The organism is Streptomyces sp. PTL18 (genome assembly GCF_059510295.1).
Genome location: NZ_JCAJZO010000001.1, coordinates 150,001 through 175,839, shown reverse-complemented (window position 1 = coordinate 175,839; position 25,839 = coordinate 150,001). Strand labels below are relative to the sequence as shown.

17 protein-coding genes and 1 pseudogene are annotated in these 25,839 nt (G+C 73.5%); 6 read left to right on the top strand and 12 right to left on the bottom strand.

Annotated features, from left to right (window positions below):
• The first annotated feature begins 54 nt into the window (after positions 1 to 54).
• A complete protein-coding gene (locus AC5WS8_RS00860; protein ID WP_496101281.1) occupies positions 55 to 924 on the top strand; it encodes a universal stress protein in 870 nt (289 codons plus the stop codon).
• Between the two features lie 65 nt (positions 925 to 989).
• Here AC5WS8_RS00860 and AC5WS8_RS00855 read toward each other — a convergent pair whose 3' ends face one another.
• The 4 genes from AC5WS8_RS00855 to AC5WS8_RS00840 form a co-directional block, all read right to left on the bottom strand.
• On the bottom strand, positions 990 to 1,745 hold the full coding sequence (locus AC5WS8_RS00855) for a dienelactone hydrolase family protein (protein WP_496101280.1): 756 nt from the start codon (positions 1,743 to 1,745) through the stop codon (positions 990 to 992).
• Between the two features lie 87 nt (positions 1,746 to 1,832).
• Positions 1,833 to 3,107 (bottom strand): DUF4032 domain-containing protein, encoded by a 1,275-nt coding sequence (locus tag AC5WS8_RS00850; RefSeq protein ID WP_496101279.1) that lies wholly within the window; start codon positions 3,105 to 3,107, stop codon positions 1,833 to 1,835.
• Positions 3,108 to 3,240: 133 nt separating this feature from the next.
• Positions 3,241 to 5,742, bottom strand: a complete 2,502-nt coding sequence (locus AC5WS8_RS00845) for a SpoIIE family protein phosphatase (protein WP_496101909.1) — start codon at positions 5,740 to 5,742, stop codon at positions 3,241 to 3,243.
• Between the two features lie 102 nt (positions 5,743 to 5,844).
• Positions 5,845 to 7,770 (bottom strand): AMP-dependent synthetase/ligase, encoded by a 1,926-nt coding sequence (locus tag AC5WS8_RS00840; protein ID WP_496101278.1) that lies wholly within the window; start codon positions 7,768 to 7,770, stop codon positions 5,845 to 5,847.
• Between the two features lie 138 nt (positions 7,771 to 7,908).
• Between AC5WS8_RS00840 and AC5WS8_RS00835 the strand changes: the two are divergent.
• The 3 genes and pseudogenes from AC5WS8_RS00835 to efeB form a co-directional block, all read left to right on the top strand.
• Positions 7,909 to 8,079: pseudogene (locus tag AC5WS8_RS00835) on the top strand (cupin domain-containing protein); the annotation flags it as partial.
• A 483-nt stretch (positions 8,080 to 8,562) separates the two neighbouring features.
• On the top strand, positions 8,563 to 10,671 hold the full coding sequence (gene efeU / locus AC5WS8_RS00830) for an iron uptake transporter permease EfeU (protein WP_496101277.1): 2,109 nt from the start codon (positions 8,563 to 8,565) through the stop codon (positions 10,669 to 10,671).
• A gap of 68 nt (positions 10,672 to 10,739) precedes the next feature.
• On the top strand, positions 10,740 to 12,020 hold the full coding sequence (efeB, locus tag AC5WS8_RS00825; protein ID WP_496101908.1) for an iron uptake transporter deferrochelatase/peroxidase subunit: 1,281 nt from the start codon (positions 10,740 to 10,742) through the stop codon (positions 12,018 to 12,020).
• 196 nt (positions 12,021 to 12,216) lie between these two features.
• Here the strand turns inward: efeB and AC5WS8_RS00820 are convergent, their stop codons facing one another.
• The 4 genes from AC5WS8_RS00820 to AC5WS8_RS00805 form a co-directional block, all read right to left on the bottom strand.
• Positions 12,217 to 13,032, bottom strand: coding sequence for an ABC transporter permease (locus AC5WS8_RS00820; RefSeq protein ID WP_496101276.1), 816 nt, complete (start codon positions 13,030 to 13,032; stop codon positions 12,217 to 12,219).
• On the bottom strand, positions 13,029 to 13,967 hold the full coding sequence (locus AC5WS8_RS00815) for an ABC transporter ATP-binding protein (RefSeq protein ID WP_496101275.1): 939 nt from the start codon (positions 13,965 to 13,967) through the stop codon (positions 13,029 to 13,031). The genes AC5WS8_RS00820 and AC5WS8_RS00815 overlap by 4 nt, the downstream gene beginning before the upstream one ends.
• A gap of 88 nt (positions 13,968 to 14,055) precedes the next feature.
• Positions 14,056 to 15,420: an FAD-dependent oxidoreductase gene (locus tag AC5WS8_RS00810; RefSeq protein WP_496101274.1), complete on the bottom strand. Its 1,365-nt coding sequence runs from the start codon at positions 15,418 to 15,420 to the stop codon at positions 14,056 to 14,058.
• A 104-nt stretch (positions 15,421 to 15,524) separates the two neighbouring features.
• A complete protein-coding gene (locus AC5WS8_RS00805) occupies positions 15,525 to 16,628 on the bottom strand; it encodes a PP2C family protein-serine/threonine phosphatase (protein WP_496101273.1) in 1,104 nt (367 codons plus the stop codon).
• Positions 16,629 to 16,844: 216 nt separating this feature from the next.
• Here AC5WS8_RS00805 and AC5WS8_RS00800 point away from each other — a divergent pair, with 216 nt between their 5' ends.
• Complete coding sequence (locus AC5WS8_RS00800) at positions 16,845 to 17,057, top strand: hypothetical protein (protein WP_496101272.1); 213 nt, start codon at positions 16,845 to 16,847, stop codon at positions 17,055 to 17,057.
• Between the two features lie 277 nt (positions 17,058 to 17,334).
• Here the strand turns inward: AC5WS8_RS00800 and AC5WS8_RS00795 are convergent, their stop codons facing one another.
• Positions 17,335 to 18,807: a C40 family peptidase gene (locus AC5WS8_RS00795; RefSeq protein WP_496101271.1), complete on the bottom strand. Its 1,473-nt coding sequence runs from the start codon at positions 18,805 to 18,807 to the stop codon at positions 17,335 to 17,337.
• Between the two features lie 309 nt (positions 18,808 to 19,116).
• Positions 19,117 to 23,544 (bottom strand): cation-translocating P-type ATPase, encoded by a 4,428-nt coding sequence (locus tag AC5WS8_RS00790; RefSeq protein WP_496101270.1) that lies wholly within the window; start codon positions 23,542 to 23,544, stop codon positions 19,117 to 19,119.
• Positions 23,545 to 23,761: 217 nt separating this feature from the next.
• Between AC5WS8_RS00790 and AC5WS8_RS00785 the strand changes: the two genes are divergently transcribed.
• Positions 23,762 to 24,148 (top strand): hypothetical protein, encoded by a 387-nt coding sequence (locus tag AC5WS8_RS00785; protein ID WP_496101269.1) that lies wholly within the window; start codon positions 23,762 to 23,764, stop codon positions 24,146 to 24,148.
• A 91-nt stretch (positions 24,149 to 24,239) separates the two neighbouring features.
• Here AC5WS8_RS00785 and AC5WS8_RS00780 read toward each other — a convergent pair whose 3' ends face one another.
• Together AC5WS8_RS00780 and AC5WS8_RS00775 are read right to left on the bottom strand one after the other, a co-directional pair.
• Positions 24,240 to 24,377 (bottom strand): hypothetical protein, encoded by a 138-nt coding sequence (locus tag AC5WS8_RS00780; RefSeq protein ID WP_496101268.1) that lies wholly within the window; start codon positions 24,375 to 24,377, stop codon positions 24,240 to 24,242.
• Between the two features lie 180 nt (positions 24,378 to 24,557).
• Entirely contained in the window at positions 24,558 to 25,742 is a 1,185-nt protein-coding gene (locus tag AC5WS8_RS00775; protein WP_496101267.1) for a PP2C family protein-serine/threonine phosphatase, read from the bottom strand.
• Positions 25,743 to 25,839 lie beyond the last annotated feature (97 nt).

Sequence of the window (25,839 nt, the reverse complement as noted above, 5' to 3'; positions counted from 1 at the left end):
CAGCCGGTCGGTGGCAGGATCACCTTCGTCGGAGCAGCGAGAGGAAGGCCGCGGATGACCCGCCCGATCACCGTGGGAGTGGACGGATCGCCGGAGAGCACCGCCGCGGCGGCCTGGGCGGGCCGGGAGGCCGTGCGCCGGGGCCTGCCGCTCAGGATCGTCCACGCCTGGCAGTGGCAGGCGCCGGACGTCGCCCTGGCGGCCGATGAGGACGCCCGGGCCCGATGGGCCCGTCAGGTCGTGGACGCCGCCCGGGCCACGCTCACCGGGCGGCACCCGGAGCTGACCGTGACCGCCGAGGCGCTCCAGGGCGCGCCCGTGGCGACACTGGTCGCCGAGGCGGCCACGGCCGAACTGCTGGCGCTGGGGTCCCGCGGGCACGGCGCGGTCGTCGGGTTCCTGATCGGCTCCGTCGGCCGGCAGGTGATCGCCGAGTCCAACCGGCCCGTGGTGCTGGTACGCGCCGCCGACCGGCCCGCGGCCGAGGCGGCGGGCCGCGACATCGTGGTGGGACAGCACGGAGGGCCGGACGACAGTGCGCCCACGCTCGCCTTCGCGTTCGCCACGGCCGCCGCCCGGGGCGCCACCCTCCGCGTCGTACGCGCCTGGAGCCTGCCACCGGTGTTCGCCTACAGTCCCGGCTCGCTCGAGCTTCTCGACGAGGCCGGGGGACTTGAACCGCTCGAGCGGAGGGCGCTCGACGAGGCGCTGCGCCCCTGGCGGGGCCGCTACCCCGACGTGCCGGTGACCGAGCACGTGGAGATGGGCAGCGCGGCCCAGGTACTGCTCTCCGCGGCCGGCGACGCCCAGCTCGTGGTGGCGGGACGCCGTGCCGCCCGGGCGGTGGGGCCCCGCATCGGCTCGGTGGCGCACGCGCTGCTGCACCACGCGCCCTGCCCGGTGGCGGTCGTACCGCCCGCCTGAGAGCCCGTGTCACAGGGCGCGGCCGGGCGATGTCGCCCGGCCGGGGCTGTGACACGGGCTGCGGCTCACAGGGCGCGGTCGAAGAGGGCCAGCAGCTCCCGCCAGTGCCGTTCCGCCGCGTCGGCGTCGTAGCTGGAGGTGTCCGCCTGGGTGTAGCCGTGCGGTGCGCCCGGGTAGACCTCGCAGCGGTGCCGCACGCCCGCCTCGGTGAGTGCCTTCTCCAGCCGCTCGATCTGCTCGGGCGGCAGGGAGTGGTCCCGGTCGGCGTGTCCGAAGTACGCCTCGGCGGTGATGCGGTCGGCCACCAGATGCGGGCTCTCCGGCGAGTCCGTCGCCAGCTGCCCGCCGTGGAAGCCCGCCACGGCCGCGACGCGCTCCGGATGCGTGCCGGCCGTGCGCAGAGCCAGGCGGGCGCCCATGCAGTAGCCCGCGACACCGACCGGGCCGTCGGCGGCCTGCGGGCAGTCGGCGAGCCAGCCCAGATACGAGCCGGCGTCACGCTCGACCCGCTCGGGCGTCACCGACCCGATGAGCGGCATGACCTTCCGGAACAGCTCGGGGCGGGCGTCCGTGTCGATGAACTCGGGGAGCTCGACCACGGGCGACCGCCCGTGACGGTAGAAGACGTTCGGCACCAGGACCGTGTAGCCGTGCCCGGCGAGGCGGTCCGCCATCTTCCTCAGGTTCGGGCGCAGTCCGAAGGCGTCCATGTAGAGCAGGACCGCGGGGTGGGGGCTGCCGTCGTCCGGGTGAGCCAGGTACGCGTCTGCGGTCCCGTCCTCGGTGGGGATGTCCACGGACGTTCCACGGGTGGCGGTCATGTGTGGTTCTCCTGCCTGTCGACGTGCGGCCGGCGACGACCCGGCCGGGCCCTGCGGATCATCATCGCAACGCCGGCCGCGGGCCGCTCACGAAGGTCGAACGGGACCGTCCGCCTCTTCGTCCTGCGCTTCGTCCTGAGGATCGGCCGGCGTCTCGTGGACCTTGTGCAGGATGTTCTCCACGTAATCCTTCACGGCGGTGTCCAGACCGATGTCGTGCTGGGCCCGCTCCGACAGATACCACCGGTGTTCCAGCACCTCGTGGTACAGCTCCGCCGGATCCATCGACCTCCGAAGCTCCGGCGGCACCGCCCGCACGGCGGGCCGGAACACGTCCCGCACCCAGCGGTGGGCGAGCACCTCGGGCCGGGCGGCGAGGGGGTCGCCGGGCGCGTAGTCGTCCTGGGTGGCCATCCAGCTCTCCAGGTCGTTCAGCAGCCGCCGTGCCTGGTTCTCCTCGGTGTCGAGCCCCGTCAGCCGGAGCAGTTGGCGCTGGTGGTGCCCGGCGTCGACGACCTTCGGCACGAAGCTGACGGTGTCGCCGTGGGAGGAGTGCGAGATCTGCATCTCGGCCACGTCGAATCCGAGGTCGTTCAGGCGTCGGACACGGCGGTCGATGTAGTGGTGCTTGCCCGCCGGGTACACCGAGGTGCGGGTCAGCTCGTCCCACAGACTCGAGTACCGCGCGCAGATCTCCGTGCCGAACTCGATCGGATCGACGGACGGGTGCAGTGCCCCGGAAGCCTCCAGGTCGAGCAGCTCGCCGCTGATGTTGACGCGCGCCAGATCGAGGTCGTACTCGCGCTGCCCGGGGCTCAGCCGGGGGTGCAGGTCGCCGGTCTCGGCGTCCACCAGGTACGCGGCGAAGGCGCCCGCGTCGCGCCGGAACAGCGTGTTGGACAGCGAGCAGTCCCCCCAGGCGAACCCCGCCAGATGCAGCCGGACCAGCAGCACGGCGAGCGCGTCCATCAGCCGGTACATGGTGGCGGGCCGCATGGTCGTCTCGAACATCGAGCGGTACGGCATCGACCCGCGCAGATGCCGGGTGATCAGCACCGGCTCCAGGGGCTCGCCGTCCTTGCCGGTACGGCCGGTGACCACGGCGAGCGGGTCAACGGCCGGGATGCCGAGCCGGTCGAGGTTCCGCAGCAGCTCGAACTCCCGCACCGCGGGCCGCTCGGCGAGTTCCTTGACGGCCACGACCTCCGTGCCGGCGCGCGCATAGCGCACCACGTGCCGGGAGATACCGCGGGGCAGCGGTACGAGGTGATGCTCCGGCCACTCCTCCAGGGGGAGCTGCCAGGGCAGTTCGAGCAGGAGCGCGGGGTGCTCCGGATTGGTCGCGCTGATCTGCAGAGCCATCGATGGACTGTCCTCGCCTCACGGTGTGCCGACGTACCAAGGAGCATCACCGCACCGGCACGGCACCGGAGTCAACAGCAGGCCCGGATCCTGGACGGGCCGGTGCGGTGGCGGGGGGCGAAACCGACCCGCCCTACCCACCCTCGTCCCCGCCCCGTCGTGCCACCAGCAGCAGCGCGATGTCGTCCGGCCGGTCCGCGGCGCGCCGCGCCCGGTCCGTGAGCCGGTCCCCGAGCTCCGCCAGGGTGAGCCCGGCCCGTCGGCCGGACGCCTTCCACTCCTGCGAGAGCGCCGCGCGCAGTTCGCCGATCCCCTCGTCGATGTCCGCCCCCGGCCGCTCGACCAATCCGTCCGTGTACAGCGCCAGCACGGCCTCCGGCTCCAGCCGCAGCCACGTCACCGGGTACCGGGCCTCCGGATCCACCCCGAGCACCACCCCACCGGGCAGGTCGAGGACCTCCGTACGCCCGTCCGGACGGCACAGCAACGGCTGCGGATGCCCGGCCCGCACGGCGCACGCGGTCCCCGTCACCGGGTCGAGACGGATGTAGCAGCAGCTCGCGAACTGACCCGGGTCGAGTCCGATGAGCAACCGGTTCGTCCCGCTCATCACCTGGTCCGGGGGATGGTCGCCGAGCGCGAACGCCCTCACCGCACTGCGCAGTTGACCCATGGTGGCCGCCGCCTGCACCCCGTGCCCCTGCACATCGCCGATGACCAGGGCAAGACCGTCCCCGGCCTCCACCACGTCGTACCAGTCGCCGCCCACGTCCATCCCCTGCGTGCCCGGCAGGTAGCGGCCCGCGGTCTCCACCCGGGGATGCGTGGACAGCCGCTGCGGCAGCAGGGCCTCCTGCAGACCCCGTGCCAGGGCAGCCTCGGAGTCGTAGCGGCGGGCCCGCTCCAGGGCCTGCGCGATGAGCCCGGCGAGCGCGGTGAGCACCGTGCGCTCCTCGGAGCTGAAGCTCCGCGGCCGCTCGAAACCGAGGATGCAGGAGCCGACCGGCCGACCGGAGGCGATCAGCGGCAGAAAGGCCCGCGAGCCGACATCGGCGTCCAGCGGGATGCCCGGATAGTCGGCCTCCAGCTGCTCCATCGACTCGAAGAACAGGGGGCGGCCCGTGGTGAGGGTCTCGACGCCCGGCAGCTTGGCGTCCAGCCCCACCCCTTCGAACTGCCCGAGGAACCTCGGTGGGAAGCCGGTCTCCCAGGCCAGGTACAGATGCCGCTCGTGCAGCAGGTAGATCGCGAGATGGCGCCCCCCGAACGCGGGCAGCAGCTCCCGCATCACCACCTCGGAGACCTGACGGGCCGTCAATGCCTCGGAGAGCGCGATCGCGAGCACGATCGGGCGGTACACGGGGGCCAGGGCACCCTGCGCGCCGAGCGTTCCCGCGGCCGTCGCCGCCGTCTCGCCCACCGAGGCCGCCTCCGCGGTGTGCCCGAGTGGCACCACCCGGCAGGTCACCACGTCGGGGCCGGGATAGACGGACAGCGTGAGCCAGTCGCTGTCCCGCTCTCCGTGCGGCTCGGTCGTGGGGCGCTCGACCTGGAAGTGCACCGGCTCCGACGACAGCAGGGCCGCTCGCAGATGGTCCTCGTAGGCGGGCCGGTCGAGCCACGGCACGGCCTCCAGGAGCGGCCGGCCGACCAGATCCGCCGGCGGTCGACGCAGCAGGCCGGCGGCCCGCGGATTGACGTAGGTGATCAGGCCCAGCCGGTCGAACGCGAACACGCCGTCCGGGAGCAGGTCCGTGGCGCCCTCCGCCGCCGGGCCGGGACCCGGGTCGATGACAAGACCGCCCACCCGGTGCGGCCCGTGTTCGGGTCCCTCCGTCCAGAACTCCAGCAGCCGCTCCCCGCCGTCCTCGGCCCGCACCCGCAGCGGCCGCGCCGGCGAGCCGCCGGCGGCCGTCTCACGCAGGGCCGACAGCACCAGGTGCGCGTCGTCGGGGGAGACCACCCGGGCGAGCGCCTCCGGAGACCGCAGGACATCGGCCGCGGAGCGCGCGGTCAACCCCCGGAAGGTGTCGTCCGCGGTGACCGTCCCGTCCACCGGGTTCCACACGAAGTGCCCGATGCGGCCCTGCGGCCGGGCGGCCACCGGGGGCCGCGCACACAGCGGCGGCCCGTCCCACACCACCGGATCCCCGCCCTTCTCCAGGGCGGCCAGGGCGTGACCCAGCCGGTTCGCGATCTCGGTCAGCCGGCCGCGGTCGGGCAGTGCCCCGGTCGCATACGGCGCCGCGGGCCGCAGTACGGTCAGCACACCGTACGTCGTCACCCCGGACCGCACGGGCACGTACACCGAGCCGAAGCGGAAGGGGAGCCCGGCGGAGAGCTGCGGATAGCGCCGCATCGTCTCCGTGGCGTCGGTGAGCACCACCTGCACGCCCAGCCGGAAGGCGTCCGCGACGGGGAACGGCCGGTCCTGGTGCAGCCGCGACCACGGTCGGAAGAGTTTGGCGGGCAGTCCGGAGAGCACGGCCAGGCGCAGCACGCCCGGTGATTCGGAGCGCAGGTACACGCCGCCCGCAAGACCGCCCACGGCACGCAGAGCGTCCGCCACCGCGCGCGTCAACGCGGCGGCCGGCGTGCCCGGTGCGCTGCCCGCGTCGTCGATGCTCCCTCGCATCGCTCTGCCCTCGTCCCCGGCCGTCGGGTCGGTAACCACAGTCAGCATGCGCTGCCCCGCCGTGCGCGCGCATCCCCAGAAGACGGCGCGCCGGGGAAGGGGTTACCGCACGCGGCGGAACACGTCGTCGGAGTCGTCCCAGGCGGGCAGGTCCTCCGTCCGCCGCTCCCGTGGAACGCGCGACGCCGACTGGTACATGGCGTCGATCTCGACCGCGTACCGGCGGGCTATGGCGTCCCGGCGCAGCTTCATCGACGGCGTCAGCAGACCGCTCGCGACGTCGAACGGCTCTGGCAGGACCCGGAAGACCCGAATCGACTCGGACCGCGAAACCGTGCTGTTGGCGGCGGCCACGGCACGCGCGATCTCCTGCCGCAGCGCGTTCTCCTCCCGGGCGTCCCGGCCCGGAGCGTCGCCGTGGGTGAACAGGACGCCGCGCCAGTGCGCGACGAACTCCGGGTCCAGCGTGATCAGGGCGCCCACGCAGGGCCGGTTGTCGCCCACGACCACCGCCTGGTGAATGAGCGGGTGCACCCGCAGCCGCTCCTCCAGCGCCGCCGGGGCCACGCTCTTGCCGCCGCTCGTGACGATGATGTCCTTCTTGCGGCCCGTGATGGACAGATACCCCTCGGAGTCCAGGTGGCCGATGTCGCCCGTGGCCAGCCAGCCGTCGCGCAGCGCCGCACGGGTGCTGTGGGCGTCACCCACATACCCCTGGAACACCGACGGGCCGCGCACCAGGATCTCCCCGTCCTCGGCCACCCGTACCTCCACACCCGGAAGCGGGCGCCCCACGGTGCCGGTCTTCTCCCGCCCGATCGGCTGGGCGGTGATGCCGCCACTCGTCTCGGTGAGTCCGTACCCGTCGTGGACGAAGATGCCGATACCCGCGTAGAAGAGCGCCAGTTCGCGGTTGAGCGGCGACCCCCCGGACACCGCCCCGCACACCCGTCCGCCCAGCGCGGCGCGCAGCTTGCGGTACACGGCCTTGTCGTACAGGGCGTGCTGCAGTCTCAGGTCGATGCCGGGCCCGGGCCCGGTGCCCAGCCGCTGCCGCTCGGCCGCCAGCGCGTAGTCCTGCGCGGTGCGAACGGCCCGCTCGAACAGTGCGCCCCGGCCGGCCTGCTGGGAGGTGCGGAGGAAGGTCTTGTACATCTTCTCGAAGACGTACGGCACCGCGTACAGGTAGGTGGGCCGGAACGTCAGCAACGACGCGGCCAGGGCTTCCGCGTCCAGCTCGGGTTCATGGCCCATCAGCAGTCCGCCGCGCAGACACAGCCCCTGCAACATCAGCCCGTACACGTGCGAGAAGGGCAGGAAGACCAGGATGGAGGGCTGCTCACCGGGCGGTGCCGCGGTGTGACCCCAGCCGGCCAGCAGCGTGTCGCAGGGGCTCGCCAGGTTGCGGTGGCTGAGCGCGCACCCGCGAGGGCGTCCGCCGGTGCCCGAGGTGTAGGCGAGGACCGCGGTCGAGTCCGGCAGCACGATCCGGCGCAGCGAGTCGACGGTCGTGGCCGGGACCGGGCGCCCACGCCGCACGAGGTCGTCCAGCGCGCCGGCGTCCAGTTGCCAGACGTGGCGCAGCCGGGGCAGTGAGCCGCACACCGAGCCGACGGTCATCACGCCCTGCTCGTCCTCGACGGCCACCGCGACGCAGCCGGCGTCGCTCAGGATCCACTCGACCTGTTCGTGCGAGGACGTCGGGTAGATCGGCACCACCTCCGCGCCGATCGCCCACAGCGCGCAGCTGAGGCGAGTCCACTCGTAGCGGGTGCGCGCCATGATGGCCACGCGGTTGCCGGGGCGGATGCCGGAGGCGACGAGTCCCCTGGCCAGATCGGCCACTTCGTCCCGTAGCCCGGCCGCCGACAGGGGTGTCCAGGATCCGTCGTCGCTACGGCGTGCCACCAGGGGAAGCCCCGGGTCCCCACGCGCCGTGTCGAAGACGCTGTCGGCGAGGCCGCCCGTCATGGCGCGCCCTGACACCGGGTCCGGGGCGGCCGGACGGGCGTTCCCGAAGTCGCGCATGCGCCGTCCCCCGAGCCTTCCTGCTCCGTCGCCGATGGATGCGGCATCGGCGGTGCTCGAATGTAGCCCAGGTTGCCGCCGGACGTGCCGGAAACGGCGATTACCCGCCGGTCCCGCTCTGGCGGTCCCGGGTGGACGGGCGGACGGCGCATCCGCATGGACGACGGGGCCGAGGAGGAGGTCGGACCCGGCGACGTCTTCGTGTGCTCGGCCGGGCACGACGCGTGGGTCGAGGGCGACGAGCCCGTCGTGGTCCTGGACTTCGCGGGTCCCATGGCGCAGGACTACGCGCGGGCCGACCGTGGATGACGAGGTGGTGCGGAGACCCGCCGCGTCCGGGGCGGGTCCCCGTCGGCTGTCGCCGCCCCCGTCTCCGGTGGGTGCCCCGCTCGGGGAAGTCCGACGGTGAGGCGCTGCCGCGCCCGGCCTGGACGTCGAGCTCGGCGAACCGCCGGGCGAGGGTGATGTGCGCCGCGCGGTCCGGTTCCTGATTCCGGGAGAACGCCACCTTCCAGCGGAGCCGCCGACCTGCGGACACCGCCGCGTCCGGCAGGCCGTCGGCCGGATTGCCCCGGGTGATCGCGGCGCCGACGTGGCCTGTGTCGGACCTGACCTCGATCCCGCGGACCGTGGATGAATCGACATCCCTCGCCGTGCCGGTGCTTTTGCCGTTCCATTACCTTCTCATGGTCAATCGATGACGCGGCGGCCGTCATGATGGTTCGACGTTAGTAAGGTATGCCTTCGCTAACCTGCGCGATCGGCGGCGGGGGGCGTGCCGGGGAGGGCCGCATGTGGGATGACGCGTTTCCGAGCTTTCTCATCGGACTGAGGGAAGGGCTCGAAGGCGGACTCATCGTCTCCATCCTCGTCGCGACCCTTGTCAGAGCAGGTGCGAAGTCCCGGCTGCCGCAGGTGTGGACCGGCGTCCTCGCCGCGATCGCCCTCGCCATGAGCTTCGGCGCGGTCCTGACCTTCACCGCGGCCTCCCTGTCCACGACGGCCCAGGAGGCGTTCGGCGGCACCCTCAGCGTGATCGCCGTCGCGTTCGTCACCGCCATGGTGTTCTGGATGCGCCGCTCGGCCCGCAGTCTCTCCGGCGAGATCAAGGAGAAGGTCACCGGCGCGCTCGCGATGGGCGCGGGCATGCTGATCCTCACCTCGTTCCTCGCGGTGGGCCGTGAGGGCCTGGAGACCGCCCTGTTCCTGTGGACCACGGCACGTGCGGCCGGCGAGTCCGCGGGCCCGATGGCGGGCGCCGGGATCGGACTCGTCCTCGCGGCGGGCCTGTGCTGGGGTCTGTACCGCCGTGTCCTGAAGATCAACCTGACCAGGTTCTTCACCGCGACCGGCGCCGTCCTCATCGTGATCGCCGCCGGCGTGCTCGGCTACGGTCTGCGCGACCTGCAGGAGGGCGGGGTCCTGCCCGGCGGTACCGCCTATGCCGTCGACCTCGGCGGCAGCGTCGACGCGGGCTCCTGGTACAGCACCCTGATCCAGGGGGTGTTCAATCTGACGCCCACGATGACGTGGCTGCAGGCCGTCGCCTACGCCGGATACCTCGCCGTGGTGATGACGCTGTTCGTGCGCGGCGTGCGGGGGGCCGGAGCCACGGCCTCCCGGCCGAAGTCCGCGCCGAGGGCGGAGGAAGACGTGAGGGCGAAGGAGGAGGCGGAGGCGGCCGAGGCGCGGCCGCAGCCCACCGCCGGGGCACCGCGGACCCCGTCCGCCGCCCGGGCCCCCCGGCGCGCCGTCTGGGCGGTCCCCGTCGCCGTCGTCGCCGTCCCCTCCGTCGTGGCCGGGCTGGTCGTCGCCCTGAGCGGCTCCAAGCCCGCCGGCGCCCAGACCGTGGCCGTCTCCGAGACCGAGTGCGGCAAGGGCTTCACCGGGCCCAAGCCCGGTCGGCAGACCTTCCGGATGCACAACACCGGCGACAAGACCTCCGAGGTGTACCTGATCGACCCGGCCCGCCACGCGGTCTACGGCGAGATCGAGGGCCTGGCCCCCGGCACCACCCGCGACCTCGTCGCCACCGTCGCGGGCGGCAGCTACGCCTGGCGCTGTGTGCCCACCGGGGGCGAGGCCGTCACCTCCGAGGCCGTCCGCGTGAGCGGCGGCGCGGGCGCCAGGGCCGTCGTCCCGGTCTCGGAGAAGGACCTCGCCGCGCCCCTCGCCGCCTACAGGACGTATGTGAACCAGGGTCTGGCCACTCTCGTCGTCCAGACCCGCAAGCTCAGCGACGACATCACCGGCGGCCGTCTCGACGCCGCCCGTACCGACTGGCTGACCGCCCACCGCACCTACTCCTCGCTCGGCGCCGCCTACGGCACCTTCGAGGACTTCGACCAGAAGATCAACGGCCGCCCCGACGGCCTGCCCGGCGGGGTGGACGACAAGGACTTCAGCGGCTTCCACCGCCTCGAGTACGGGCTGTGGCACGGGCAGTCCGCCGACCGGCTGAAGGCTCCGGCCCAGCAGCTCGCCGAAGACGCCGCGGGACTGCGGAAGGCGTTCCCCAGCCAGACCTTCGACCCGGGCGACCTGCCGCTGCGCGCCCACGAGATCCTGGAGAACACGCTTCAGTTCGAGCTGACCGGCCACGCCGACCAGGGCAGCGGCACCGAACTGGCCACCGCGGACGCCAACCTGGCCGGCACCCGTGAACTCCTCACCGTTCTCAAGCCGCTGCTGGCCGACCGCGCCCCGCGCCTTCTGCCCACCGTGGACGCGGACATCGCGCGCGTGCAGAAGCTGCTCGACGCCGCCCACCACGGCGACTCCTGGACCCCCGTGGACCGGCTCGACGAGAGAACCCGTGACCGCCTGAACGGAGCCACCGGGCAGCTTCTGGAAGACCTCGCCCCCGTCCCGGACCTGCTGGAGATCCGGAAGTCCGCCTGATGGCCGAGCAGCCCGCCGCGAACGCACACACCGAAGCCGAGACCGCACACACCGAAGGGAACCGCTCCATGCCGTCCGCCGAAACGCCCGTCCCGCAGGGCGGGTGCCCCGCCGGCCACGGCCGCCGCTCCTTCGTGAAGACGGCCCTGGGCGCCGGGACCGCGGGCGCGGTCCTGGCCGGCGGCGGCCTCGCCCTCAGCCAGGCCGGCACCGGCGAGGCGCACGCGGCGGACGACGCGAACGCCACGAAGGTCCCCTTCCACGGCGCCCATCAGGCGGGCATCATCACCCCCGCCCCGGCGGCCGCCGCCTTCGTCTCCTTCAACGTCATCGCCGAGGACCGCAAGGGCCTCACCGACCTGCTGCGGACGATCACCGGGCGCGCCCGGTTCCTCACCTCCGGCGGCGCCCCGGAGGACCTCGGCGTCGGCGCGCCGCCCTCCGACAACGGCATCCTCGGTCCCGAGATCCCCACCGACGCGCTCACCGTCACCGTCGGCGTCGGCGCCTCCCTGTTCGACGACCGCTACGGCCTCGCCAAGGCCAGGCCGCGCCGCCTCACCCCCATGCGCACGTTCCCCAACGACAACCTGCAGCCGGCCGAGTGCCACGGCGACCTGTCCCTGCAGATCTGCGCCAACCGGCAGGACACCGTCCTGCACGCGCTCCGCGACATCGCCCGGCACACCCGTGGCGCCATGCAGATCAAGTGGCGCATCGACGGCTTCCAGAACACGCCCCGCCCCAGCGGCGCTCAGCGCAACCTGCTCGGTTTCAAGGACGGCATAGCCAACCCCGACGTCACCTCCTCCCGGGAGATGAACCGTCTGGTCTGGGTCGACAAGGGACTGGGCGAGCCCGACTGGGCGACCGGCGGCAGCTACCAGGTCATCCGGATCATCCGGATGCTCGTGGAGTTCTGGGACCGGGTCTCGCTCACCGAGCAGGAGAAGATGTTCGGCCGCCGCAAGGACACCGGCGCCCCCCTGGACGGCGCCCAGGAGACCGATGTCCCCAACTACGCCAAGGACCCGCAGGGGACGGCGATCCCGCTCGACGCCCACATACGGCTCGCCAACCCCCGCACTGCGAAGAGCGACAACTCCCGCATCCTGCGTCGCGGTTACAACTACGACCGGGGCGTCGACAACGTCGGCAACCTCGACATGGGCCTCGCCTTCTGCTGCTACCAGCAGGACGTCCAGCGCCAGTTCGAGGCCACCCAGACCCGGCTGATCGACGAGCCCCTCGTGGACTACATCTCCCCGACCGGTGGCGGCTACTTCTTCGCCCTGCCCGGAGTCAGGGACTCCTCGGACTGGCTCGGGCGGGGACTCATGTCCGCCTGACGTCCCTGCCGACGACGCGGTTCAGCCGGACGGCCGCCGGCCCGGCACGGGCCCGAGCCGTGTCGCCGGGCCGGTGAGGATCTGCACGGGGTCCTCGAAGGTCCGCGGCAGGTCCGCCGTACGTCGGTGCTGGGTCCGATTCCGGCAGGCCGTCGTTGCGCGCACGTGAAGGGAGCCGGTGAGGGACGGTCCGGCGTCAGGCGTCCCGGCGCCGGAGCGTCACCGCAGCCCCGGCGAGCGTCGCCAGCGCGTACAGGCAGAACACCGCGAAGCCGGTCCACGGCGCCAGGGTGTGCGGCTGCTGCTGGACGTGGACGAGGCCCTGACCCGCCGTGCTCGGCAGATACGGGTTGATCACGTCGAGCCAGGACGAGGGCAGCGCCTGGGCGAGCACGGGAAGCACCAGCAGGACGCCGAAGAGGGTGGCGATCCCGCCCGCCGTGTTGCGGATCAGGGCGCCGAGCGCCACTCCGATGACACCCACGACCGTCAGATACAGACCGGCCCCGAGAACCGCGCGCAGCACTCCGGGAGCGCCCAGCGAGGTCTCCAGACGGCGGCTGGACAGCGCGGCCTGGCCCAGCAGGAAGGCGGCCAGCGCGGCCCCGGTCATCAGCACCCACGCGACCACGGCGTACACCAGGGCCTTCGCCCACAGCACCGGAAGGCGACGCGGCACGGCGGTCAGCGAGGCCCGGATCATCCCCGTCGCGTACTCGCCGCTCACCACCAGGACCCCCAGCACGCCGACGGCCAGCTGGGCCAGGAAGAAGCCGCGGAGACTGACCAGCGTCGGATCGAAGGCGAGCCGCTCCTGCGGCGGCAGATCGTCCCAGCGGTGAGCGGTGAAGTAGCTGAACACACAGCCGAGTCCGACCATCGCGACGACGGCCGCGAGGAGCGTGAACAGGGTGGACCGCAGCGACCGCAACTTGATCCACTCCGAGCGGATCACCCGTAGCTGGGTGACCTCACCGCGCTCGGCGGCGGGAACCAACGAGACCGTCGTCATGCCGCACGTCCTTCCGTGCCGACCAGATGCGCCGCCGGTGTCCGGTACTCCACGGCGTCCTGGGTCAGTTGCATGAACGCCTCCTCCAACGAGGCCTGCTGCGGCGTGAGTTCGGCGAGCGCGACACCGTGTTCGGCCGCGATCCGCCCGATCCGGTCACTGCCGAGACCGGTCACCGTCAGCACCCCCGGCTCCTCGGCCGTGACGGACACGTCGGGGCCGGCCAGCAGGCCGCGCAGCCTCTCCGCCTCCCCGGTGCGGACCCGCACCACCTCACCGGCGGCCCGCGCGACGAACTCCGCGGCCGACGTGTCCGCGATCAGCCGCCCCCGCCCGATCACGATCAGATGCTCGGCCGTGAGCGCCATCTCCGACATCAGATGCGAGGAGACGAGGACCGTACGCCCCTCGGCGGCCAGCCCCTTGAGCAGATCGCGGATCCACCGGATCCCCTCCGGGTCGAGGCCGTTGACGGGCTCGTCGAGGATCACCGTCGCCGGGTCCCCGAGCAGCGCTCCGGCGATGCCCAGCCGCTGGCCCATGCCGAGGGAGAAGCTGCCGGCCCGTGTCCTCGCCACGGCCCGCAGCCCGACCAGGTCGATCACTTCCTCGACCCGGCGCCGGGAGATCCCGTGGGTCGCGGCGAGCGCCAGCAGGTGGTGGTAGGCGCTGCGCCCGGTGTGCACCGAGCGCGCCTCCAGCATCGCCCCGACCTCGTGCAGGGGCGCCCGGTGGTCGGCGTAGTTCCGCCCGTTGACCACGGCCCGGCCTGAGGTGGGTGCGTCCAGCCCCAGCAGCATCCGCATGGTCGTGGACTTGCCGGCGCCGTTCGGGCCGAGGAACCCGGTCACGATGCCGGGCCGTACGGTGAAGCTCAGAGCGTCGACGGCGGTGCGCTCGCCGAAACGCTTGGTGAGGGAATGGGCCTCGATCATGCCCTCCACCCTGGTACGAGCGCGCCCGCCTGTCGCGCGGGACTGCTCCGGCCGATGCCGGGTCGCCGGTGGCTGCCGATCCGTCCGTCTACGCGCCGCTCTCGCGGAGCATGTCCTCCCGCTCGACGATCTTCACGCGTTCCCGGCCCTGGGGTGCGCCGAGCGCCTTCTCCGCGGCGTCCAGGCGGTACCAGCCCTCCCAGGTGGTGAAACGGACGTTCCGCTCGGTGAGGAACCTGTCCACGGCCTCGGGCGCGGGTGAGGCAGGTGTGTGGAGGCGCCCGTTCGCGTGGTCGTCCAGCAGGTTGGCCACCGTTTCGTTGGCGTCGCCCTTGGTGTGACCGATGAGGCCCACGGGGCCGCGGCGGATCCAGCCGGTCACGTAGGTGGACTGCAGAGGGGCGCCGCTGTCCTCGACGACCCGGCCGCCCTCGTCCGGCACCGTGCCCGACTCGACGTCCCAGGGCAGCTTGGGCAGGGGTTCGGACAGGTACCCGACGGCGCGGTAGACGGCGGTGACGTCCCAGTCCCGGAACGTGCCCGTGCCCTTGACGTTGCCGGTGCCGTCCAGGGCGGTGCGCTCGGTGCGCAGGCCGACCACCCTGCCGTCCTCGCCGAGGATCTCGGCCGGGGACTCGAAGAAGTGCAGGAACAGCTTGTGCGGCCGGTCGCCGACGTCCCGGATGGCCCAGTTCTCCAGCGTCTTGGCGACCATGTCGGCCTGCTTGTTGCGGCGCCGGGTCGCGATCGACCCCTCGTCGTAGTCGATGTCCTCGGGGTCGACGACGACCTCGATGGAGCGGGAGTGGTCCAGCTCCCGCAGCTCCATCGGGCTGAACTTGGCCTGGGCCGGGCCGCGGCGGCCGAAGACGTGGATCTCCCGGGCCCGGTTGGCCTTCAGGCCGTCGTGGACGTTCGGCGGGATCTCGGTGGGCAGCAGCTCGTCCGCCGCCTTGGCCAGGACGCGGGCCACGTCCAGTGCGACGTTGCCGACGCCGAGGACGGCGACCTTCTGCGCCGTCAGCGGCCAGGTCCGCGGCACGTCCGGGTGCCCGTCGTACCAGGAGACGAAGTCCGCCGCTCCGTAGGAGCCGTCGAGGTCGACGCCGGGTATGTCCAGGGGCCGGTCGGCCATGGCGCCGGTGGAGAAGATCGCGGCGTCGTAGAAGGCGCGCAGGTCGTCCAGGCTGATGTCGGACGGGTAGGCGACATTGCCGAACAGACGGATCTGCGGCTTGTCGAGCACTTGGTGCAGGGCCGTGACGATGCCCTTGATGCGCGGGTGGTCCGGGGCGACGCCGTAGCGGATGAGGCCGAACGGGGCGGGCATCCGCTCGAAGAGGTCGATGGACACACCGGGTTCGGCGGCGACCGCGGACTTCAGCAGGGCGTCGGCCGCGTAGATACCGGCGGGACCGGCTCCGACGATGGCCACCCGCAGGGGGCGGGGCATGATCAGGTTCCCTTCGAGCGGGGACGGACGGCTCGTCGGGAACCCTAAGCTAAGGCAATCCTAAGTTGGTACGCGGGTCCGCTCTATGACGTCATAAGCATGCTTTATGAGGCCGGTTCCGGGGTCAGCAGAAGCATCGTCACATCGTCGCGAGCGGTGCGGCAGTGTGCCACGAGATCGGCCCACACGCGCTCGGTCATGACCACCGGGTCGTCGTCCGCGAGGAGCGGAAGCCGGTCGATCAGCGGATAGAACGAGCCGGTGGCATCCCTGGCCTCCCAGATGCCGTCGGAGGCCAGGAACAGCCGGTCCCCCCGCTGCAGCGGGCAGGTGATCTGGTCGTATGCCCCTCCCTGGGGCAGGCCCAGCCCGAGCGGCGTTCCCGGGGTGACCTGTACCTCGGTGGCCTTGCCGTCCTGGAGCAGAAGCGGCGCCGGACTGCCGCAGACGATGATCCGTACCGTACGGGCGTCGGGGGTGAACTCGAGCAGCACGGCCGTCGCGAACAGCTCCCCGAGCCGTGCGTCCCCCGAGTCCACCAGGAGCCTGCGGTCGAGGCACGCGGCGACCGAGGGCAGGTCGGGCTGGTCGAGCACGGCCTCCCGGAACGCACCGAGCAGTGCGGAGACCGTGGCGACGGCCGCCAGTCCGTGGCCCTGCACATCTCCCATCACCGCCCGTATCCCCCCTCGGCCCGCGCGCACGTCGTAGAAGTCGCCGCCGACGAGGGTGCCGCGCTGCGCCGCCCGGTACAGCCCGGTGCAGCGGACCGGTCCGACCCGCGGCGGCAGCGGGGGCGCGAGGGCGTGCTGGGCGGCCTCGGCGACGGTGCGCTCGAGGTTGAGCTGGGCGTCCCGACGGCTGCGCACATACGACACGAACACGCTCAGCAGCGCCACGAAGCTGATGGTGAGCAGGTCGGCGTTGCCGGGATGGTCCAGGTGGAAGACCCGGACGTGCTGCAGGGTGATGACCAGGACGCCGAGCACCGCGGTCGTCAACGGCCCGTACGACAGCACGGCGAGCGGCGGAATGGCGCCGAGCAGGAAACCGATGTCCAGGGGCTTGGGGCTGACCAGCGTGGCGATGCACACGATCACCAGCAGCAACAGCGGAAGCACGCGCACCCAGCGCGGGGGCGGCGCCCCGCGCAGCCAGCTCCGGCCGTCCGCCTCCTGGCGCCCCGGCGCGGCACGCACGCTTCGCACACCCCCAACGCTCCTACGCCGAGTGGCTCGCCGCACGTCGGCGCGGGGTCTGAAGGCGCGGCGGCCCGGGCGCATCGTTGCGCCGTCGGACACGTCGGGGCAGGCGTCGAAGGGTGACAGCGTGAGCGCGGACGGGGCCAGGACCGCCGTGGTGACCGGCGGCAGCGGATGTGTCGCAAGCCGTCCGGTACGACGGCTGCTGGAGCGGACCACCAGATGCACGCCACGGAGCGCAGCGCCGCACACCCGGCCGAGGTGCTGCCGCCGCGCCGGCTCCAGGTGGAGTTCCCCGGCCGGCCTGCACCGTTCGAGGCGGACCGGCTCAGGCAGGGCTCCTCCAGCACGGCCGGCGTCCGCGACGTGGCCGACCGGCACATCGCCGCGGCGGAGCAGCCCGAGGGGCCGGTACGTCGCCGCCGAATACGATGACGTCCCTCCGCGAGATGGCACGCATTCCTCCGCCGGTACCCCCGCGACCTGCGCCTGCCCCGACCGCGCTCCCGCGCCGGCCGGTACGCGTCCTGGGCCGGGCGTTCGACCGACCAGAGCCACCTCCGCAAGCGCCTCGGCATCCGCTTCCGCGCGGACAAGGGCAGGAGCGTGCGCGAGCCGGGCGGCACCGCCCCCCGATCGAGGAGAGGCTGCTGGACCACTACGGGACACCGTGGCGGCAACGCCGGGCACGCCGAGGCCGGGGTGCCCCGGCTCAGGCGGGCCGCACCGCCCCGTGGATCGCCGACTGACCGGCGTAGTGCAGGGACTCCTCGCGGATGTACGCTCCCGGGCCGGGTGCGTGGATCATCATGCCGTTGCCGGTGCAGATGCCCACATGGCCGGCGCCGTCCTGGAAGAGGACCAGGTCCCCGGGCTGGACACCGGTGAGGGGGACCGGCGTGCCCATGGCCGCCTGATCGGGTGCCGAGCGGGGCAGGACGACCCCGGCGACCTTCCACGCGGCCTGTGTCAGGCCGGCGGCGTCGTAGGAGTCGGGCCCGGTCGCGCCCCACAGGCACGGCTTGCCGATCTGCGCCCGGGCGAACGCCACCGCCTTCGCGGCCTTGGTGCCGTATCCCGCGTCCGGCCCACCGGCGAAGGGATCGGTGACCGGGGGAGCGGGGGCGAGGGGCGCCGGGGTGCCGAGAGCGGTCGTGGCGGGGAGGGGGGCCGTGGCGGCGGGCACGGCCGGTGCGGCGAGCGGCATGGCGTTCCGGGCGGGCGCGGTCGCCGGCGGTGCTGCCCCGACGAATGCCGAGGAGGCAGCCGCGATGGGCTCGGTCGCCGGGGGCGCCGGCATGTCGAACCCGGTCGAGTCGGCCGGGCCGGGCGCGACGGCCGGCAGCGCTGCTGTGGTGAGCCCGGCCCAGGCGTCCGGGGCAGGCGCGACGGATGCCGCGGCCGCGGCAGAAGGGGCGGCGGTGACGGCGAGGTCGGCGGCAGAAGGGGCGGCGGTGACGGCGAGGTCGGCGGCCGGGGACATGCCCGGCAGGTCCGCGGCGACGCCGGCCGTCTGCCCGCGCTGCCACACCTCCCCGCTCTCGCCGGACACCATCGGCGTGCCCCAGGTGTCGCCGGTCGGGCCCTGCTGCGCCGCATGCCGGTCCAGCATCTCCCGGGCCGCGGCGAGCTTGTGCCGGCTCCGCTCCTTGGCGGTCGTCGGCCTGGACCGCACCGGCTCGGCGGGAGCCTCCGGCAGGGACCGCGGCGGCGCGGCAGGCAACGCGGCCGTCGGACCCGCCGTCAGCTCCGCCACCGGCCCGGCGGTCAACTCCCGGACCGTCCGGTCCGATCCGGAAGCCGGCCCGGCGGTGAGCTCGCGGAGCGCCCGGTCCCGGCTCGCCCGCTCGAGTCCGGGCAGTTCGTTCCCAGGTCGTCTCGCCGGGATCACGGACCGGTCCCCGGCCGCCCCGTTCGGCGCCCTGTCCGCGGGCAGCACCGCCGGAACGGTCGGACCCAGCTTCGCGCGCGCCGCGCTGAACCACTCCCGGGCGACGTCGTCGAGCGCGGGATCGTCGCGCCTGCGCTGCCTGCCGAGAAGGGGGTCGGTGCGCCTGCGGGTCCCCGTGGACATCGCGCGGGTCGCGTTGAAGTTCCCGGTGGCGGTCTCGGCCCGGTCGTAGAGGCTGTGGATCCGCTGCTGGACCTCGTCGCGGCTCGGCCCCTCGGAGTCGCGATGCGCCATGGGGACGTACTCCTTCCGTGCTCCGCCTGCCGGTCGGCCGTGGGGCGCCCCCGGGCCGTTCGGGCTCTGCGGGAGGGTTCGGGCTGGAGGCTCCGGAAGGCGAGCCCTGCGGCCCGTGCCCCTCGGCGGAGGCCGTGCGACCCGGCGGGGTTCGCCGGAGGGAGTCGTGCGGCCTGTCGGACAACCTAGCCAACTTGTGTGCCTCGCGTGAAGATTGAGCCGCGAAATGCCGGAAACGTCCGTGTGATTTTCATCTTGCCGTTCATGAAAGCGTTTTGACGCTCCGGAAGGCGTTCTGTCGGCCGGCGTCTACGCGCTGGCGTCGGCCACCGCCCACGCCTTCGCGTCGGTCGGCCACGGCAGGGGGACCTCGGTCCGGAACCGGCCGATCAGCGGCGGCAGGAACAGCGAACTCACCGTCGCCGCCGCCGCGGTGGACAGCGCGATCCCCCAGGCGAGCGGGCCAAGCGGCGTGCAGCCGAAGAACTGGCTGAGCACCGGTGTCTGCACCACCGCCGCAAGCGCCGCAAGCGAGCCGAGAGAGGAGCCGACGATCGCCCGGCTCCGTCCCCCCGCGAGCAGTGTCTGCCCGAGCTGCGTGCCCACCAGCGCGACCAGGGCGACCGTACGGGCGCGCACGGCGCGGCCGGTGAACCGCGCGACGATCCAGGCGGCCGTGGCGCCCAGGGCGGTGGCGACGGCCCGGCACACGGTCTCCTCGGTCAGGGCCGTCCCCAACGAGACCTCGGGTCCCTCGTGCAGCATCCGCTCGGCTGCTTCGGGGCGGGGCGGTCGCAGGGCGACCGCCATGGCCGGGGCGAGGTCGGTGAACAGGTTCACCAGCAGCAGTTGGCGAGCCGTCAGCGGCGAGGTCCCGGTGGCGGCCGCACCCAGGAGGGTGAAGGCGATCTCTCCCAGGTTGCCGCCGACCAGGATCGCCAGTGCCTGCCGCACGGACGCCCACATGGCGCGTCCCTCCACCAGCGCGGCGAGCACCGTCTCCAGCCGGTCGTCCGTGACGACGAGGTCGGCCGCCGCGCGTGCCGCCGGCGTGGCGCGCGTCCCGAACGCGATGCCGACGTCCGCGAGCCGGATCGCGGGCGCGTCGTTCGCCCCGTCCCCGGTCATCGCGACGGTGCGTCCCAGCCGCTGGAACGCCTGTACCACGCGCACCTTGTGCACGGGGGTCCCCCGCGCGACGACCCCGACACCCGGCAGCAGGTCGTCCAGCGCCCGGTCGTCCAGGTCGTCGAGTTCGGTGCCGGTCACCACCCGCCTGCCGTCCAGGACGCCGAGTTCGGCGGCCATCGCGCCGGCCGTGCCCGGGTGGTCCCCGGTGATCATCACGATGTGCACCCCGGCGTCCACCAGGTGCCGTACCGCCTCGGCGGCGGTGCCGCGCACGCGGTCGGCGAAGGCGAGGAACCCGACGAAGTCCAGCCCCCGCACCGCCCCGTCCGTGAGCTCTTCGTCGGCCGTGTCCCGCACCTCCGCGACCGCCAGGATGCGATGGCCCTCGGCCGCCAGTCTCTCGCCGGCGGCGAGCACGTCCGCGCGCTCCCGCCCGTCGAGCGGCCGGCCGCCACGGGTGGCGCAGCGCTCGACGACCTCCTCCGGCGCGCCCTTCATCGACAGGATCCGGTGTTCCCCCGCCCGGCCCACCGTGGCGTGGAAGCCGCGGCTCGGCTCGAACGGCAGGCTGGACAGGCGCCGCCAGCCGGGGGCGTGCGTCGTCCGGTGCACCCCCGCCTCCTCCGCGCCGGCCGTGACGGCCCCGTCCGTGGCGTGCTCGAACCCCGCGCCGCCGTGGGGGAGCGGGGTGGCCCGCAACGCGGCGGCGAGCACGGCGCGTTGCTCGTCGCCGAGCGATTCCAGGGGCCGGCTCTCGCCGTCCGCCGCGACGGCGACGAGGGAGATCCGTCCGTAGGTGAGGGTTCCGGTCTTGTCGAAGCACAGGACGTCGGTACGGCCGGCCGCCTCGATCGTACGGGGATCCCGGACCAGGGCGCCCTGCGTGGAAAGCCTCCGGGCGGAGGCGAGTTGGGCCGCGGACACCAGGAACGGCAGGCCCTCCGGGACGCTGGCCACGGCCAGTCCCACACCCGCGCCCACCGTCTCCCGCGTCGAGCGCCCGCGCAGCGTTCCGGCCGCCATCACCGCGGCGGCCGAACCGAGCGCCACGGGCAGCGTGCCGCGGGTGATCCGTGCCAGTCTGCGCTCCACCCCGACGGCGGGCGCGGCCGCACCCCGGCCCACCACCGCGGCCCGGCTCGCCTCCGTCGCCGTGCCCGTCGCGACGACGACCGCACGGCACCGGCCGGCCGCCACCGTGGTGCCCTCGTAGACCATGGACGAGCGCTCCGCGATGTCCGACGCCAGCACCGGCGCCACGGCCTTGGCCACCGGTAGCGACTCACCGGTGAGCGCCGACTCGTCGGTCTCCAGATGGTGCGCCTCCAGCAGGCGCGCGTCCGCGGGTACGACTTCGCCGGCGCTCAGCACGACCACATCACCCACGACCAGTCGCTGGGCCGGCACGGTGGTCTCCCGCCCGTCCCGCAGCACCCGGGCCATCACGGCCGACTCACGGCGCAGCCGGGCCACCGCCCGGTCGGTCCGGTAGCGCTGGAACCCGCCGACGAGCCCGGACACGGCGGTGACCGCCACGATGACGACGGCGTCGAGGACGGCGCCCACCGACGCCGACATGGCCGCCCCGGCACCGAGGACGGGCGTGAGCGGGTTGGCCATCTCGGTCAGGTACGCCCGCGCGGGCGACGAGGTGGGGGCACGCTCGCCGGGTGCCGTGCCCCGCGTCCGCGCCTCCTCGTCGGCCAACCCGGCCTCCGCGCTCCCGGTCCGCGCCAGCACGGTCGCCGGGTCCATCGCGTGCCAGGGGCCGCGGGACGCGGCGGTCACCGGTGGGGGACGCCGCAGCAGTCGTACGGCCGACCAGAGGCCGGTGCCGGTGGCGAGGGCGCCCGCCGCGTTGAACGCCGTCACCCCGCGCGCCGCCGGCCGCCCCGACCTGCCGGCCAGCGCCGCCGTCGCACCGACCGCGGCGGCCGCCTCGGCGATCCGGACCCCGCGACGCGCACTGTCGCGGGCACCACGGCAGGCCCGCACGATGAGGACGGCCGGCGCCGGATCCGTCTCCACGTAGAGATCCGCGCCCCATGGTGGCGCTCCGTCCGGGCCGGCGACACCGACCCCGACATCCGCCGCGCTCAGCGCCGCCCGGTTCCGTGAGATCAGCAGCACCCCTTCGCCGTCCCGCTGGAGGTCCCGTACGCAGTCCACCAGTTCTTCGTCCGCTTCGCGCAGCGCGTCCGCCTCGCGTACGGCCGGGTCGGCGACGTGCGCCCCGGCGACCACGACGCGCAGCCTGGCGGCGTGCGCGGCGGGCACGAAGGCGCCGGCGACCTCGTGCATCTGCGGCACCGCGCTGATCACGGCGAGCAACCGCCGCCCGCGCGCCAGCCCCAGCACGAGCCGCGCGCCGTCGCGGTGCAGCCGCTCCTGCTCCCGCGCCCCGGTGCGCCCCTCCAGGGACAGCCGTTCCACCGGGCCCAGGGCCCATTCGCCGTCCCGGGACGGCTTCTCCGGCGCCGAGCCGTCGAAGAGCCGATGGGCCCGCGCGGCCAGATCACCCACTGGTGCGTCGTCGTCGAGGGGCACCAGGTCGGCCAGTACGTGGGACCCGGTGGCCAGGACTCCGGTGTCGAGGAGCACGGTGCCGACACGGTCCAGTCGGCGCAGGGCGCCGGGGTCCGCCACGAGGACACCCCTGCGGGCCAGGCCCCGGCCCAGGACACAGGCGAAGCCCTCGCGGGCGAGCAGCGGTGCCTTGGGGATCGCCGCCAGCGCACCGCCCGCGGCCCGGTCCGGGCGTCGGGTGACCAGCAGCGATCCCGCGAACGACGACGCCGCCACCAGGGCGGCCTGGTCGGCGTAGCGCTCGACCGGCCCCGGACGCAGCGGCGTACCGCGGGGCGGTGGGTCGGGCGGCGCGCCATGGGACGCGGCCGCCGGAGTGCCCGCCAGGCGTGGCTCGGCCGCGGCCCAGGCGGCCGCTTCCTCGTCCGCCTCCAGCATCCGCAGGGTGTGCCGGACGGTGTCCACGACGGCCCCGACCACGCCTCCGGACCCCGCATGGCCCGCTGCCGCCAGCAGGGCCAGCAGCAGACTGGCGTTGTCGGTGCCGATCGCCCGGTCCACCATCGCCCGCAGCCTCGGGTGGACGTCGACGAGCGGGACGAGAGCCGCGACCGAGGAGGGGATCGGCGCCCTGCGGGCCAGACCCGTCACGGCGGCCAAGGGGGCGGCCGCCACCTGTACGGCCACGGCGAGGGCGGCCCGCCGGGCCGTGCGGCCGGAGGCCGGGTGGTCGGGCAGCGGGTGCTCGAGTCCGTGGGCCTCCTCCACCTCCTCGACGGCCTCGATCAGGGCCGGCACCAGTTGCTCGGCGTCGAAGGAGTCGTCGGTGCCGACCACGGCATGCCCCAGCACGGTGTTCGCCACGACCCAGGTCACCCCGGGCAGCCCCGAGAGCCGCCGCTCCACCTCCTCGGCCAGCCGGGCCGCCGGGGCGTGGGGCAGGTCGCCATGGCTCAGGCCGCGTACGGCGATGTGGAGACGCCCTTCGAACCGGCGCACCCGCTTGCGTGTGCCGTCCCACAGCGCGGCGGTGGCGGAGGACACGACGGACCGCAGCAGTCGCCGTTTCGGCAGTGCCACAGCGCATCACCCGCTCCCTGCGGCCTCACACCCGCTCCGAATGACGCGAGTAGCCAAGAATCGCCTACTTCAACCGAAATGTCAGCAGACATCCCTTTTTCACCTGAATCACGGATCCTGGTCCAGTTTTCGCCTGGATCGCGGATCCTGGTCCGGGCGGAGCGAGCGAGAATTGAAGTGGCACACCACAGCGACTCCATGAGAGGAGGGCAGGGGGATGGCCGGAACAATGCCAACAGCACCGGGGGAGGCGACCCGGACCCAGCCGGCGGAAACCCATGCGCACGAGGGCGGTGGCCTGCACCTTCACACGCGTACGGTGCACCCCTCACTGAGGATTCCGTACATCACGAGGGACGACCTGACCATCACGGCGAGGGAGGCGACGTCGCGGATGCCCGGCGTGCCGTCCGGGAAGGACCTCGTGTTCTACGGCGGGCTGACCGCGATGGCGGTCGCGGGGGCTCTGGAATGGCCGGTGGCGGTGGCCGTCGGCGGAGCCACCTGGCTGGTACGCAGCGGCAGGACGCGTGAACGGGGCGACGCAACGGCGGCAGGGCACAACGGAGGCGAGAGCCGCGCCCCGGCCGGGCGGACGGCCTGAGACGACCGGCTCACGCGCCCGGCGGCCCGGCGGCGGCACCGCTGCCGGGCCACCGGCGTGTGCGGCGGTGGGCCGTGGCGGTCGTCGTGTGTCAGGCGGCGGCCGGTGCGGCGGCCGTGCGCTGGCGCCGCTCGTAGGCGGTCCACAACTGCCAAGCGAGGCGTAGGACGAGCGCCTCGGCGAGCGCGGCGCCGATCTTCGTCGCCACGGCTACAAGAATCTGGCCCATGTCGGTCGACTTTCTGTGTGCGGATGCGGTGTCCGATATCCGACAATGCACGCCTCTCCGTGGCAATGGGTGGCATAGAGGGGCACTTTTGATGTCGCTTGGGTGAACGGGAGCCAAACACCCCTGGGTGGGGGTACCGAGGCAGGGGACCGCCGAACGGGGCCGGCGATGTGCGGCCCCTCACCCGTCCCGCCGCGCTCCCGGACGGTGACGGAAACCGTCGGCATGGACGGTGCGGTCCTGCTGCCGGCCCCGGTGGCCGACCGGGGCGCGCTGCAGCGCGATGAGAGCGGCGTCGTCGTCGAGGCGACCGCCGGCATGGGCGAGGAGGTCCCGCCGGACGTGGTGCAGCAGCGCCTCAGGCCCGGTTTCCGTCCACTGGGCGACGCGTTCCGCCAGCGGATAGAAGCGGCTGTGTGCGTCCCGCGCCTCGATCACGCCGTCGGTGTACAGCAGGAGGGTGTCACCGTGCTCGAACGAGAACACGTCCAGCGTGTGGTCCGCGGGCCCCCATCCGTCGGTCCCCATCGGCGGGGCCGGGTGCAGGCTCGGCACGGTGACGACATGCCCGGGACTGAGCAGCAGCGGCGGAGGATGCCCGCAGCTGGTCATCCGCGTCGTCGGATCCGTGTCGCTGATCTCCAGCAGCAGGGCGGTGGCGAACCGTTCCCCGAACTCCTCGGGCGGTTCGAAGTCGGCAAGGTACCGGGTCACGCTCCGTTCCAGGGAGGTGGCCAGCTCCGGCAGGGAGCACTGCCGGTGGGCGGCCTCCCGGAAGGCGCCGAGCAGCAGGGCGGCCTCGCCGATCGCTGCCAGACCCTTGCCGCGCACATCGCCGATCAGGACGCGTACCGCGGCGTCGACGCGAGTCGCCGCGTACAGGTCGCCGCCGATCTGTGCCTCGTCCTCGGCGGCCATGTACAGACAGGCCACCCTCAGGGCGCCGATCTGCTCGGGCAGCGGCCACAGCAGGACGTGCTGTGCCGCCTCGGCCACGGATCTGACCTGGGCCAGCTGGGCGCGGCGCCGCTCGCGGATCGCCCCGTAGATCACGGTCAGCGTGCACAGCACGGCCAGGGTGACCAGCTGCACGATGTGGTTGGTGGTGGTCAGCCCGCCGTGAAGAACGGCGATGAGGAACTGTGCCACCACCGCCAGCGCCCCGACGAGACCGGTCAGCCGCGGCCCGGCGAACGACAGGGTGAGGGCGGGGGCGATCACCAGGGCGGGTCCCAGGTGGATGTTCGTGGGGGAGTGGATGTCCACCACCGTGATCACCAGGATGAGGGCGATCGGCAGCAACAGCAGCGCATGGCTCGACTGCCACGGCTGCCGCAGGCCGGCCGGACCCGTGCGGGAACCCATGCCTTCCACCCTGCCTCCGCGCAGGTCGGGCGGCCACCGCGCTGCTGCTGCCCACCACCCCCGCGCCCCGCGGTCGTCCCGCAGCGGTAAACGGACG